16 protein-coding genes are annotated in these 13546 nt (G+C 44.8%); 5 read left to right on the forward strand and 11 right to left on the reverse strand.

Going from position 1 to position 13546, the window contains the following annotated elements; all coding sequences use genetic code 11:
- Positions 1–13: 13 nt before the first annotated feature.
- From ureE to holA, 3 genes are all read right to left on the reverse strand, one after another.
- Positions 14–448 (reverse strand): urease accessory protein UreE, encoded by a 435-nt coding sequence (gene ureE / locus N4J56_RS32170; RefSeq protein ID WP_317110482.1) that lies wholly within the window; start codon positions 446–448, stop codon positions 14–16.
- Positions 449–531: 83 nt separating this feature from the next.
- Positions 532–1017: a DUF4168 domain-containing protein gene (locus tag N4J56_RS32175; RefSeq protein WP_317110483.1), complete on the reverse strand. Its 486-nt coding sequence runs from the start codon at positions 1015–1017 to the stop codon at positions 532–534.
- A gap of 107 nt (positions 1018–1124) precedes the next feature.
- Positions 1125–2117: a DNA polymerase III subunit delta gene (gene holA, locus N4J56_RS32180; protein WP_410500663.1), complete on the reverse strand. Its 993-nt coding sequence runs from the start codon at positions 2115–2117 to the stop codon at positions 1125–1127.
- 242 nt (positions 2118–2359) lie between these two features.
- On the opposite strand from holA, the gene N4J56_RS32185 reads away from it, so the two are divergent.
- Together N4J56_RS32185 and cbiE are read left to right on the forward strand one after the other, a co-directional pair.
- Positions 2360–2980 carry a precorrin-8X methylmutase gene (locus N4J56_RS32185; protein ID WP_317110485.1) on the forward strand — a complete coding sequence of 207 codons (621 nt, stop codon included), beginning with the start codon at positions 2360–2362 and terminating at the stop codon, positions 2978–2980.
- 92 nt (positions 2981–3072) lie between these two features.
- The gene (gene cbiE, locus N4J56_RS32190; RefSeq protein WP_317110486.1) at positions 3073–4320 is read left to right on the forward strand and encodes a precorrin-6y C5,15-methyltransferase (decarboxylating) subunit CbiE; all 1248 of its coding nucleotides are present in this window, start codon (positions 3073–3075) and stop codon (positions 4318–4320) included.
- Positions 4321–4460: 140 nt separating this feature from the next.
- On the opposite strand, the gene N4J56_RS32195 is transcribed toward cbiE, so the two are convergent.
- The 3 genes from N4J56_RS32195 to N4J56_RS32205 all read right to left on the reverse strand — a co-directional run bounded on the left by N4J56_RS32195 (position 4461) and on the right by N4J56_RS32205 (position 6270).
- The gene (locus N4J56_RS32195; protein WP_317110487.1) at positions 4461–4892 is read right to left on the reverse strand and encodes a DUF29 domain-containing protein; all 432 of its coding nucleotides are present in this window, start codon (positions 4890–4892) and stop codon (positions 4461–4463) included.
- Positions 4893–4911: 19 nt separating this feature from the next.
- On the reverse strand, positions 4912–5712 hold the full coding sequence (locus tag N4J56_RS32200) for a CPBP family intramembrane glutamic endopeptidase (protein WP_410500664.1): 801 nt from the start codon (positions 5710–5712) through the stop codon (positions 4912–4914).
- Positions 5713–5856: 144 nt separating this feature from the next.
- The gene (locus tag N4J56_RS32205) at positions 5857–6270 is read right to left on the reverse strand and encodes an AbrB family transcriptional regulator (protein ID WP_015156891.1); all 414 of its coding nucleotides are present in this window, start codon (positions 6268–6270) and stop codon (positions 5857–5859) included.
- 1046 nt (positions 6271–7316) lie between these two features.
- Between N4J56_RS32205 and N4J56_RS32210 the strand changes: the two genes are divergently transcribed.
- The gene (locus N4J56_RS32210; RefSeq protein WP_410500666.1) at positions 7317–8351 is read left to right on the forward strand and encodes a succinate dehydrogenase/fumarate reductase iron-sulfur subunit; all 1035 of its coding nucleotides are present in this window, start codon (positions 7317–7319) and stop codon (positions 8349–8351) included.
- 147 nt (positions 8352–8498) lie between these two features.
- Here the strand turns inward: N4J56_RS32210 and N4J56_RS32215 are convergent, their stop codons facing one another.
- From N4J56_RS32215 to psbX, 4 genes are all read right to left on the reverse strand, one after another.
- Positions 8499–8999, reverse strand: a complete 501-nt coding sequence (locus N4J56_RS32215; RefSeq protein ID WP_410500667.1) for a TolB family protein — start codon at positions 8997–8999, stop codon at positions 8499–8501.
- A gap of 151 nt (positions 9000–9150) precedes the next feature.
- Positions 9151–9735, reverse strand: a complete 585-nt coding sequence (locus N4J56_RS32220) for a biopolymer transporter Tol (protein ID WP_317110491.1) — start codon at positions 9733–9735, stop codon at positions 9151–9153.
- 25 nt (positions 9736–9760) lie between these two features.
- The gene (locus tag N4J56_RS32225; protein ID WP_317110493.1) at positions 9761–10648 is read right to left on the reverse strand and encodes a Ycf66 family protein; all 888 of its coding nucleotides are present in this window, start codon (positions 10646–10648) and stop codon (positions 9761–9763) included.
- Positions 10649–10788: 140 nt separating this feature from the next.
- On the reverse strand, positions 10789–10908 hold the full coding sequence (psbX, locus tag N4J56_RS32230; RefSeq protein ID WP_317110494.1) for a photosystem II reaction center X protein: 120 nt from the start codon (positions 10906–10908) through the stop codon (positions 10789–10791).
- Between the two features lie 221 nt (positions 10909–11129).
- On the opposite strand from psbX, the gene pdxH reads away from it, so the two are divergent.
- Complete coding sequence (gene pdxH, locus N4J56_RS32235) at positions 11130–11774, forward strand: pyridoxamine 5'-phosphate oxidase (protein WP_317110496.1); 645 nt, start codon at positions 11130–11132, stop codon at positions 11772–11774.
- Positions 11775–11826: 52 nt separating this feature from the next.
- Here the strand turns inward: pdxH and N4J56_RS32240 are convergent, their stop codons facing one another.
- Positions 11827–12627, reverse strand: a complete 801-nt coding sequence (locus tag N4J56_RS32240) for a DUF3153 domain-containing protein (protein WP_317110498.1) — start codon at positions 12625–12627, stop codon at positions 11827–11829.
- A 152-nt stretch (positions 12628–12779) separates the two neighbouring features.
- Here N4J56_RS32240 and N4J56_RS32245 point away from each other — a divergent pair, with 152 nt between their 5' ends.
- Positions 12780–13532, forward strand: a complete 753-nt coding sequence (locus N4J56_RS32245; RefSeq protein ID WP_317110500.1) for an FRG domain-containing protein — start codon at positions 12780–12782, stop codon at positions 13530–13532.
- The last annotated feature ends 14 nt before the right edge of the window (positions 13533–13546 follow it).

Below are 13546 nucleotides of genomic sequence, written 5' to 3' on the forward strand. Positions count from 1 at the left end.
GACAAATGACAAACTAATGATGTCCATATGCGCCAACTTCGGGCTGAAATGGAGCATTTTCTTCTACTACCATGACTCCTAGATGTTCTAACATAGCTTGTAAAACTGGATCGGGAGATAAGCGGAGGTAGGTAGTACCAATTTCTAGGGGTACGTGACGATTACCCAAATGATATGCAGCCCTAAGTAAATCTAAGGATGTGGCTGCTGTGACCGTCAAGACTAGTTCTGATTTTGCCTTGACTAAAATCAAATATTCGCCATTATCCGATCGCAGCATATCTCCATCCCGCAACACCGTTCCTCTGGGTAAACGTAAAAATACCGTTTCTCCTTCCTCAGTTTCAAAGCGATGGCGGCTTTTCGTACGTTCCTCCGCCGTCAGCACCAAGGTAAAAGCATTGACAGCACTGTTAATAGCTGGTAAGCGATCGGTTATAGTTAACATTCAGTTATTAGGGAGCAGGGAGCAGGGAGCAGTTAATTCTCTACTTGCGAATTACGAATTACGAATTACGAATTACGACTTCGTTAAGGATTACCTTGTAGTCGCAGCATTTCATTTTGAATTCGCTGTCTTAAATCGGGATTATTTTGGACTGTTTTGGTAATTTGATTAAATTCTTCAAAAGAACTAAAGTATTTTTTCACAATTGATTCATACTGCGAGCAATATCCTTTGGCAATACTGCGAGCGTTATCTGGTAGGTTAGAGATGCTATCTTCGCGATCGCACGCAATGCGGGGTAACTCTTCAGAACCCATACTTTGTTTGAGATCGGTTAAAGCCGTTTGGCGGACTGGTTCTGCCTCCAAAACAGCTCTAGCATAATTGTTAACTTCTGCTTCGCTGAAGTCTTGGGCAGATGCGGCAGTGCTGAAGTTGAAATTGCTGAAGTTGTGCAGATCGGGTAGTCCAGCAACTACACTCAACGCGCTAATTGCGCCAATAAGCAGCGATCGCGATAACATCCGGTTGAAGTTGGTCAGTAAATAGAGATAGCAAAATTTAGTCATATTTTATGTTGGCAGAAAATGTCATACCGGAGGCATCAGTTCTTTTGAATCATTTTAAGAGTTAGAAGTTCCAGCCATTTCTCCCTGCGCTTTATTCCAGCTTACAGCTAGCTGTTAGATGATGAAAAAATCTGGCAAAGCGCGATCGCTTTTGTTTGCAACGTCGTTATTTGTTCTGCACCTTGTTTCAAGCTCACTTCTAATTCCAGCAAGACGGGTAAAGCAGCGATCAGTTGCTGTATAGAAATCTGCATCACTTCTCGCTTGAGAATAAATACTCGTTTAGGATTGCTAATTTCTGCTGCTTGAGCGATCTGTTGTTCCGAGTTTTCGCCTCGTTCTAACATTAGCTTCACCCATAGCCAAGTCCGAAACTGTCCGATCAACGTCGCCACGATTTTGAGTACGGGTTCGTTGCGACCGATCAACTGCCCGATAAGGATCAAAGATTTGTCTGTATCTCCCTGACGAATTGCTTCTGCTAGCTTTAAACTATTTTGAGTATTGACTTTAACCAAGTCTGCTACAATACTCTCGTCTATAGGTGAAGAATTCTCACCTGCATAGAGTTTGAGCTTTTCCAGTTCGTTATAAAGCAGCCGCGTATCGTTCCCTACAGATTCAACGATCGCTTCTACTGCACTGGGAGTTAGCTTCACCCTTAAACTTTGGGCGGCTTGTCGTACCTGTTGAAGCAGTAAATCGGTTTTCCACGGTGGAATCAGCGCAAATTCCTGCACCTTGGCATATTCTTGCAAAAGTTTAGTCGATTTCAGCCTGCCATCCGGTTTATTGCGACTTGTCAGTAACAAAACTGAAGTCTCGGGAATAGCTGGTAGGGTGCGTTTTAGTTCAGCCAACAAGTCATCCGTACAATTTTGGCAGACAGTTGTATCCACCAGCCAAACAAGACGACTACCCATCCCAAATGGTGGTGTCATCGCTTGATTGAGTCCCTGAATTACAGCGTCTGGTTGTGTAAGCGGAATTTGCGTGTAGTTAAAACTCATCCAATTTGGATCGAGGTAGCGATCGCGCAAGCTATTAACTGCTTGTTGCAACGAAAACTCATCCTCACCCCAGTAGAAGTAGATTGGCACGGTTAGTAAGTCGTAATTCGTAAGTCGTAAGTCGGTAAGTAACTGCTCAGAAGCTCCCTGCTCCCTGATAACTGATAACTGACAACTGACATACTCTAGCATCTCGATCGCCGTAGATTGACTAACTCAAATGAGAAGTATAGTTTCAGTGGAGTAAACTTGTTTTATGGTGGAACTAGTTTTGTACAGACGTTACATATAACGTCTGTACACTGACAACTGATAACTGATAACTGATAACTGTGAACTTCCCTATCCATCCCATCATGACGCAGAGTTTTGCGGTTATCGATCGCGAAATTGGCACGTATAAAGATAAATTTAGTCCGGCTGAGTATGCGATCGTCAGACGGGTAATTCATAGTACGGCTGATTTTGAGTTTCAGCATTTGATTCGTTTTAGTCCCAACGCCATTGACGCAGGAATTCAGGCAATTCGCGATCGCGTGCCGATTATTACTGATGTCGGTATGGTGAAACAGGGTGTAGTGAGTTTGCTCAGAAAAACTTTTGATAACCCACTCATTAGTGCTGTAGAAGGAGTTGAAGTAGCTCTCCCAGGCAAAACCCGCACGGAAACAGGATTAATCCAGTCTTATGAAAAGTTTCCTACAGCAATTTTTGCGATCGGTAATGCTCCTACAGCGCTTTTAGCTTTATGTCAAGAATTAGAAAGCGCCAGTGTGCTACCAGCTTTGGTAATTGGTGCGCCAGTAGGTTTTATCTCAGTCGTTGAATCTAAGGCTGCTTTAGCTCGCTCCCCAGTCAATCAAATTCGTGTAGAAGGACGCAAAGGAGGTTCCTCCGTCGCTGCTGCGATCTTAAATGCTTTAATTATGTTGGCGTTAGAACGGGAGTCGTAAGTCGTAAATCGTCAGTGGTAAGTCGTCAGTATTTCCCGCGCTACGCAACACTTTCTACCGATCGCCGATCGCTGTCAACTGATAACTAACAAATGACACCAATACACGTAATTGGCATTGGATTAGATGGAACTGAGGGACTGGTTGATTCATTACGTCAATTGGTTGTGGAGGCAAAATTACTTGTAGGGAGCGATCGCCATTTAAATTACTTCCCACACCACCCAGCACCACGCCTGATACTAGGAGATTTCATCGCAGCGATCGCTCAAATTCGCCGTTATTTAGCAGATGGGAAAGATGGTATTGTAATTTTAGTATCGGGCGATCCGTTATTTTTTGGTTTAGGGCGATTGCTACTTGCAGAACTCCCACCAGAACAACTAACTTTTCATCCTCACCTCAGCTCAATACAGTTAGCATTTAATCGGCTCAAAGTTCCCTGGCAAGATGCTAGAGCAATCAGCGCTCACGGGCGATCGCTAGATGAATTAATTCAGGCGTTGCAGCAAGGGGTAGAGAAGATTGCCGTATTGACGGATAAAACAAATAACCCTCATGCGATCGCGCGTCTATTAGTATCGCTAGATTTACTCGCTCGATACAAATTTTGGGTATGCGAAAATTTGGGTAGCGAGGACGAAGTATGTCGAGAGATTAACTGTAACGTTTCTACAAACAATCTGTCTTTTGCACCTTTAAATATTGTTGTCTTACTCCGCCAATCCGAGCCAGAACTGCAACTGAACTTAGCCAGCTTACCGCAACTAGGGATACCAGATCGTTTATTTCTGAGTTTTAGCGATCGCCCAGGATTGATGACAAAACGAGAAGTACGCCTCTTGATTTTAGGCGAACTGGCGCTGCAACCCGAACAAATTGTTTGGGATATTGGGGCGGGAACTGGTTCGGTTTCGATTGAAATTGCTCGTTTATTTCCTACTAGTAAAATTTACGCAATTGAAAAAACGGCAGCTGGTAGCGCGTTAATTGCTCAAAACTGCCAACGATTCGGCGTAAAAAACGTTACGTCCATCCACGGTACTGCTCCAGAGATTTTACAAAATCTTCCTAGATGCGATCGCGTTTTTATCGGTGGTAGCAGTGGTAACTTAGCCTCTATTCTAGAAACCTGTTCCTGCTTATCTTCTGGCGGAGTTTTAGTCATTGCTCTTGCTACCCTAGAACACCTCAGCACAGCTCTAGACTGGTTCAAGCATCAAAATAGCTGGGAATACCAACTATTGCAAGTCCAACTCTCCCGCTCCGTACCCATAGCGCAACTCACCCGCTTTGCCCCTCTGAATCCAGTTACAATTATCACTGCTAAACATCTTTAGCGATCTTCTTCGCGCCTTTGCGTCTAACGCTACGCTTTGCCTACGGCTGATGCGTGACATAAAAAATTGACCATAGCACTCAGCAATAATCCCAAACCCCATAATTTCAAAGCTTTTACCTGCATTTCTCATCTCGGTTTTCAGGCTGGGAAAAACTCAGCATCTAACACTTGCACCAAGCTGTAAGGACACACAGGTGGAAAAACCTCGTATGGCAACTCCGCCTCTTTAACTGCTAAGTTAATGCCACTAGAATAACCGATCGCCACTGCTTCATCTAAATAGCTTTTTAGGCTAGGGTTTTCATTCATTAACAATAGAATCTGCTGGCGCTGTTCTTTAATTGTGGCTAGCCAGCTATTACCTCGATGCTGGGGTTGATACTGCCATTTCAGTAGATGTCCGATTAACACTCCCAAACGATTTCTCAGTTCTTGTCTCTCTCGCCTGCCCAAGCTTTCTACTTCCTCAATCAGATTATCCCAGTCAACTGCATCAAAATTCTTTGCCTTCAGTGCTTTAGCAGTGGCTTGCGTCCAAGCATAAAAATCTTTTTCGTAGAGATGTTTCATGAGGCGATCGCGCTTTTATTTAAGCGTAAAAAACTCGGTATAACCAAATAACCGTACCTGTTGCGAGTAAAAATAGTAACCCTACAACACCAGCCAAAGGCTTGCCATATTTCCCCGTAACCCATTCTGCTGCATTACCCGTATATACTACGACTTGTAAGGTATCCAAACACGCGATCGCCCATACCCAACCCGCATGAAGTCCCCACGCTAAGCCCAAACTTCCATTGTCTACCCAACGGGCAAGTACCAACACCATACCCATTAACCACAGTCCAGGCAATTGTGGCAATGTTTCTTTTTGCTCCCAAACTAGATGTAACAAAGCAAAAATTAGACTGGAAATTGCAGATGCCCAGCCTAAATAAAAGTCGCGTTCTAATTGAGTGAAAACGAAGCCGCGAAAAATTAATTCTTCCGTGCCGCTAATCCACACTGCTAATAGTAAAGTTAGCAGCACAACTGATGCAATTTGTCTAGATTTTCTTGGTTCGGATTGCTGCCATTTCACCCAACCAAGAGCTATTTGTCCGGCAAATAAACTAGTAATGCCGATCGCGCCAATTACAAAACCCCCACCACTAGAAATTAACAGATGCCAATTCCAGGTGAAACCCCAATCAGTAAAAGGTACTGCCAAAATCTGGCTGGCTTGCCATAAAATCAAGGGCGCGATCGCGTAAAGTGAGGCAAGCAGTGGTAATTTTTGTCCACTTGTAATTGGTTGAGACGGTCGCCATTTAATTGCGATCGCGCAACCAATTGCTAATGGTAGCCAGCAAGCAGTCCATACTAGAAAAAATTCTGTCACCTGTATCATCGATACAGGTGCAATTGTCTGGAATGACATTAAGATTTGGCAGTTATACGATCCGCGATTAGCACGCCTCAGATAGAATTTGTCATCGGTCACTTGCCATCGATTGCTGGTGGTTAACCAATGATGATTGACCAACGACCATTTTTATTCGTCGTCTTCATCGTCTAAGTTATCGTCTCTACTTTTATCGCTATCGAGTTGAATTAGGTGAATGTGTTTGTAACCTAATTTAATCTCAAATTCATCACCTGGCTTTAAGCCCATTGCTTCGGTGTAAGTAGCACCAATTACAATTTGACCGTTTTTGTGTACGCTGACGCGATAGGTTGGTTCCCGTCCGCGACCATCTTTTGGTCCTTCAGGACTTAGAGGAATGCCCCTTGCTGCGAGTAAGGCATCATAAAAATCGGTTAAATTGACGCGAGTTTGGCTGTTTTTTGTGACCGTATAATAGCCACAGGCTTTTGCTCTTTCTCGTCTAGGTAAGTTAGAAAGTTCTTTTACCTTTTGCAGCAATGCTTTTCCAGTTAATGGATGGGTTGCAGTTTCAGTACTCACGCTCCAAATATCCTTACGTTCTCCAAAGTGGGTAAAGTTTGCTTGACAGATATTGACTTGGCTGTTTGCTTTTTGTCTATCGTCAAGTTGCTCTTTGCTAGTCGCACATTGTTTGTGCGATTTTTTCAGTCATCAGTTACACTTTGTCAGTTGTAGGCTGTTGATTTGCCACTGACATGCGATCTTCGATCGCCGACTGCTCTGGCTAATTGCCAAGTAGCTAATCTCTTATTTTATAGAAGAAGTATGTCCAAATCTCTCCTGTTCTCCAAAAATTTTTTCCATAATTAGATACTACCCATTTTAAATTCAACTTTGCAAATTTAATCTTAATTTTTTAACCAACCTTACCAAATATACAATCTTCGATCGCTAGCATCGAAGTTTTTTAGTCAAGCAGACACTCCTCGGACTCTAACTGGGAAATGCAACAAACATCAATAATTTTTCCCATTTCTGTAGCGGACTGAACTAAAGGCTAGCCATAAGGGGACTATTTGGTTAGGCATAGCAGAATCTAACCCCCAAAAATGGTTGCAAGCGCTTAGCTTTCACTGTAAAGAACCAAAAAAATTTCGATCGAGACAGGTAAAATCGGAGCAAAGAGGTCATCCCTTTTTACTGATTTATGGCGAGAAAAGAGATCTGCCTAGTCCCGAAATCATCAGAGCGGTCAGGGAATCGGATCTGTTGTCAGAGCAGATAAAATTGGTATCAATCTAAAATCCCTGACCTTTATGAGTACGAAATTGCTCTAGCTTCATTTCTTTAGCACCAGCGACTCATGCGCCCACAAAGAGGGGAAATATATTTTTTTAAAAAAGGGGTTGACAAACCTGAAACTTGACCCTGGTGCTAGATAAACTCCACCAGATTTAGGTCGATCGTTCTACACTAGAAGCAGTTCCAGCGCGATCGACTACAGAGCAGTAATTTAACTAACCAGACAGCAAAATCTCCTTTGAAAGGATGGATTAAATGTCAAGTAGCGTTAACAACGATTTATCAGCGCGATCGCTCCTATTTACAAAATTTAGTTGATGGCAATGCAAGTTCTATTTAAAATCGTCCGACAATCAGAAAATTCCGCGCCTCGGGTTCAGTCTTATCAGCTAGAGGTAGAACCAGGAAATACAATCTTAGACTGCTTAAATCGGATTAAGTGGGAGCAAGATGGTAGCTTAGCATTTCGTAAAAATTGTCGCAATACTATTTGTGGTAGTTGTGGAATGCGAATTAACGGTCGCTCAGCTTTAGCCTGTAAAGAAAATATTGGTAGCGAAGTCAGCCGACTGCAATTAAGCACGGGTGAGAGCAGGAATAGAGATGTTAAGACACCAGAAATCATTATCTCTCCTTTGGGGAATATGCCAGTCATCAAAGATCTGGTAGTAGATATGAAGAGTTTTTGGAATCATCTAGAAGCAGTCGATCCCTATGTCAGCACGGGGGCAAGAAAAATCCCAGAACGGGAGTTTTTGCAATCACCAGCAGAGCGATCGCAATTAGATCGAACGGGTAACTGTATTATGTGTGGTGCTTGTTATTCTGAATGCAATGCTCGCGAAATCAATCCAGATTTTGTCGGTCCTCATGCTTTAGCCAAAGCATACCGAATGGTAGCAGATACTCGCGATGCTGAAACCGCAACTCGGTTAGAAAAGTATAACCAAGGAACCCAAGGCGTTTGGGGCTGCACTCGTTGTTATTACTGCAACACTGTTTGTCCAATGGATGTTGCACCGATGGATCGCATCAGTCAGATTAAACAGGAAATTTTACCATTAAAAGATGCTGCCGATAGCCGTTCCATTCGCCACCGTAAAGTTTTAGTCGAGTTAGTCAAAGAAGGTGGCTGGATCGACGAGCGTAAGTTTGGACTGCACGTTGTCTCGAATTACCTGCGAGATCTCAGGGGCTTACTCAGTTTAGGACCTTTAGGATTGCGAATGCTCGGACGCGGCAAATTCCCCCTCAAATTCGAGCCTTCTGAAGGCGTGGCAGAGGTGAGATCTCTGATTGAAGCTGTGAGACAAGAAGGAGCGAGGAGTGAGGGAGACTCTCGAAGACAAGGGGTATAAGGGGATAAAAGAGTTGAGGGAGCGCAAGGTTGCTGAGGGAGCAAGACAAGTCGCAAGTCGCGCATTCGCAAGTCGCAATTAAAACATGCACCACTCTCTTACCCCTCACTCCTCACTCCTCACTCCCCACTCTCCACTGATAACTGTTCACTGCGGGTTCATCGGCACGTTAATTAGGTTGCCAGCGCGATCGCAAACTAAAATATCCCATTGACCGTTAGCGCTCGATTCAAAGGCAATCCTGTTGCCATCTTTGCTGATGGTAGGGTGGCGTACTTCTGCTGCTAAATTTGCCGTTAAATTCCTGAGCTGGCGAGTTTCGCGATCGTAGAGAAAAATACCAACTTGACCTCGCCTGCTGCCAGTGAAAACAATATAGCGACCATCGGCTGATAAATCGGGATCGGAGGCGATCGCATCAACAGAGTTTAATCCTGGTAAATTGACGAGGCTACTCGTTTTTAAATTGAATAAATAAACATCTTGTCGCCCGAAGCGATCGGATGTAAACACTACATATTCACCTGCAACGCGCGGAGACAATTCTGCTGCGGGACTGTTGAGGCTGCGTCCGCCTGGATCGAAGGGATAGCTTAAAAGATGGGGAGAGCCGCTACAGCCACTCAGGAAACTAACTAGGAGCAATATAAATAGAGAGAAACAGATAGACAAGGGGGACAAGGGAGACAAGGAGCGAGGAAGACAAGGGAGACAAGGGAGACAAGGGGGATAAGGGGGAAATAATTCTAGCCACTAGCCACCAGTCACTAGTCACTCTTTACTGGTCGCTGATAACTGGTCACTGCTCCCGACTCCCTGCTCCCTGCTCCCTAACAACTGTCATCGTACCATCTGGAATATCCAACTCAACGCGATCGCCTCGATCCAGGATTTCGATATCCCATTGCCCGCTTTTACTGCTTTCAAAGGCAATGTAACGCCCGTCAGGACTGATGCTGGGGTTGCGCACCCATGCCTGATACCATTGGCTGACAGTCTGTGTCTGTTGTGTAGCGCGATCGTACAGTGTCAAAACAATTTTACCGCGATCGCCAGTTAAATAAGTTAAATAGCGCCCCGTATAACTCAAGCTCGGATGTTCTGCGATCGCTGCGGCGGGAATGTGCGGTAGAGAAACTAGGCAGCGATCTTGTAGATCGTATAACAGTAAACGGTGCTTGCCATCGCGATTCGAGACATACGCTAACCAACGCCCATCACCGCTCAAGGCTGGTTGCTCGTCGCTATAGGGGCTATTCAGGAACCCTGACAAACAAACTCGGCGCTCGCTGGGACTACATGCTGCGAGCGCCAAACTTAAGATACATATACCGACCGCCCAACACAGCCACTTCAGCAACTGTCTCAGCGTAGATTTGTTCATCTATGCTGTCGCCATCCGCGCGAAACTATGGCTCGTCAAAATTAGCTGAATTATCGCGATCGTCGTCAAACCGCTCGATTGGCTTGTAATCGACATAATCGGAAGCTGGAACTTGGACATCATCCTGACCGTACACTGAATTTTGAGGCGGACGACGTTTTCTCGGTCTAGATGACACTTCTGTATCCGCTTGTTCCGCACGCCTAGAGCCATTACTACCGGAGCGAGGCGGCTTGCTGGTACGAGTCACTTTTTCTTCCCAGTCATCTTCTGTTGTTGCCTGAGAAGAGTCATTCCAATCTTCCTCCCCTGTGTCTGGTGGTAGGGGACGAGATTCTGGACGAGAACGTCGCTTGCTGGTGCTAGTACGAGTCCGGTCGGCGGGTGCAATTCTCTCAGTCGCGCTACGGCTTGACGAGCGGCGGGGTGGTTCTTCCTCATCGCGGCGATAGCGTCGGGGGATTTCATCCTCGCGATCGTAATCGTCCGTGCGCGTGGAACGTCCATCTCTGCTCCCTCGAATCCGCCGTGGGATCGTGCGTTCTTCCTCTAAAGGATCGTATTCGTCTAACTCTGCTTCGTATTGATATGCAGAGCTGACGGGTCTTTCTTCGTCTACAATTCGAGTATTGCGTCGAGCTTGTTCTGTAGCTACGCTCCGCAGCCTCACGCTTTCTACAGCAAAAAATATTGTTCCTCCTGTCAGCAGCAGTTGACCGAATTGCATAATTGGGTCATACCGCCAACCTTGAAAAATTAGAACGAAACCACAGACTAAACCGATTGCGGCAAAAAAAATGTCGTGATCTCGCGCCAATCCAGGGCGAAAGTTGCGGAGGAAATATAGCGCTGCCCCAGCTACAGCTAAGACAATGCCCGAAATACTCGCAAAGTTAAAGTTGAAGTTGACCATTTTCGTTCTCTCAAGTATGTCTAGCCTAGCGAGTCAACTAGAAGATCGTCAAAGGTTGCTGGGTAGATGAGGGATTGGGAGTTAGGAGTTAGAGATTAGGGGTTAGATACTTTTCCCTACTCCCTGCTCCCTGCTCCCTCTTATGAACGTTGAATCTTGTCTTGTTGGCTAATAAAGATCAAACCAACTGTAACTGGGATCACCACAATTGCCAAACCTGCTAGCAGACTGTAAAAGAAATTCATTAAAGAAGGTGTCATAGATTTTTAACCACAATGGTTTAGTACTTCAACTTTAATTGTAATTTGTCGTTACACGCTTGAGAAGGCAAATTAGTTATTGGTCATTGGTCATTGGTCATTGGTTATTTGTAAGTTACTCCCTATCAACTATCAAAACTAAGGTATGGCAGGATTAGTCATTAGTCATTGGTCATTTGCGATCTACCCATTACCCATTACCCATTACAGTCGCTAAAACTATGAATCCTAACGTTGCCGATCTTCGCATAGATTATCAACTTGAAGGTTTGCGGGAAACTGATGTCGCTCCGAATCCTTTGCGTCAATTTCAAATTTGGTTCGATCGCGCCCTATCAGCTCAAATTCCCGAACCAAATGCTATGACCTTAGCCACTGCTACGACTGATGGTATACCTTCGGCTCGAATTGTCTTGCTCAAGGGTTTTGACGAACGCGGTTTCGTTTTTTATACCAATTATCAAAGTCATAAGGGGCAAGAACTGACAGCCAATCCCCATGCAGCGCTAGTTTTTTGGTGGGCGGAACTCGAACGCCAAGTGCGGATTGAAGGGCGGGTAGAACAAGTTTCAGCCCAAGAGTCAGATGAATATTATCGCAGCCGTCCGTTAAATAGCCGCTTGGGAGCCTGGGCTTCCGAGCAAAGTCAAGTGGTGGAAAGTCGCGCAGCTTTAGAACAGCGCTTGCAAGAATTGCAAACCAAGTATGAAAATCGAGAAATTCCCCGTCCGCCACACTGGGGAGGTTTTCGCGTCATTCCTAACGCAATTGAGTTTTGGCAAGGTAGACCGAGTAGATTGCACGATCGCCTCCGCTATCGCCTGCTAGAAAACGGTAGTTGGGCGATCGAGCGGTTGTCTCCTTAGAGTATAGAAGAGACGTTACACGTAACGTCTCTTCTATACTGCTCTTTGTTCCCTACTCCCTGCTCGTGCGCTCCCTACTCCCTCCTAAAGTTGGCGCAGTGCGATCGCGTAAATAAACCCCTAAAGCAATGAATAAAATGATGAAAATTGTGCCAATTCCCAGGGGACTGGGGAGCCAGAAAATAGTTTCTATATGATTGATTTGTCCTGGTTGCAGTTGCCATATCAACCGATCGCCCTGTTTCTTGGCGGAAATGGCGTTTTCTGCCTTTTCGATGCTGCGTCCTCCCCAAGGGGCGTTGAGGCTGAATTCAAAATCTAAGATCGAACTGGGGTTAATCGCGAGATTAGTGTTTGTGGAAATTAGGGAGAGCGATCGCAAGTCTAAGTCGAAACTCAACCGATTTCTCACTAACAATAAAAAATTATTTTGCTTCAAACTCAATTGAGAATCAATTGGTGGCAAGTTCGTTTCTGTTAACTTATTTGGATTTTCCTTGTCAATGTAATGAAAAAATGCATTGAATTTTTCTGCTAAGTCCGCCCCATTTTTAAACGGAATTGTGACCGTGACTTCTCGATCCGATCGCCGCTTCGCTTTTCCGTGCAGTTGCTTGGCGCGACGTTCGATGCTGTCTAACCATGTCTTTACCGAATCGCCACTCAAACTCATCAGCCGTTCGTCTAGCTGGATGTGTTGCACGATTTCGCCATAATTTGGGCTGTCAAAATTCACTCCGACTTGATATTGGACGCAGCTAGAAAGCAATAAAGACGACAACAGCACGATTCCTAATAGGCGCAACTGTCCGATAATTTTTTTCACTGATGCGGTCAAGATCGATAGTTTCACAGACACCCCTCCGAATACTCTGGCGCGAAGCTCAACCAAGTTATCGCTCTTATTTACTATTGATATCATCATTGCTTGTCGCATGATGACATAGTATTTTTACTCGCTCCATAAGACACCCATGAGAAGTTAGAAGTCGTAGGGAAGGATCTATGCAAGAAATCACCATCCATACTGTCTCCGAATATATAGAGCGTCTTTCGGATGTTAACTGTGGAAGACGTGCCGTTTACCGTGGTCAGCGACGCGATCGGAGCCTGTTACCGAAAATCGCTCGCCTCACAACTTACTTACCTATTCTTCAAGCAGAACGGGAGATGCTCGAAGTTTTTAAACTCAGAAGTCTTCCTCTGCTTGAGCAGCACCCCAATAATGATTGGGACTGGCTGACAATCATGCAGCACCACGGGCTAGCAACGAGATTGCTAGACTGGAGTCTTAATCCCCTAGCTGCTCTCTGGTTTTGTGTCTGCAAACCACCTGCTGAGAACGAGTCCGGCGTAGTGTGGCTATTTTATCCTGATGCTGATGATTATGCTGTACCCTCAAAGCAAGCAGATCCAACCAGCATCAGTAGAGTTTATTTGTTGAGAGGCAAATTGGTTGCGTCTCGCATTCAAGCACAATTTGGTTGGTTTACCGTTCATTATTTCAATCTAGAACAAGAGAAGTTTGTTGCTTTAGAAAATGATTCATCCTATGCATCTCGTCTAGTAAAAATAATCATTCCCTCTAATACGTTTGCCAACATTCGCTTTCAATTGGATCGTTTGGAGGTTAATTCAGCAACACTATTTCCCGATCTTGATGGACTGTGCGCTCAAATTGAATGGGCTTTTTCGAGCTTGGCAGACGAAGAACTTCAAGATATTCCAAAAAAGAGCTTTCCTACCCCAAAAAATTAGCATTTTAACCCAGC

It is taken from the genome of Chroococcidiopsis sp. SAG 2025, from assembly GCF_032860985.1.
GTDB lineage: Bacteria > Cyanobacteriota > Cyanobacteriia > Cyanobacteriales > Chroococcidiopsidaceae > Chroococcidiopsis.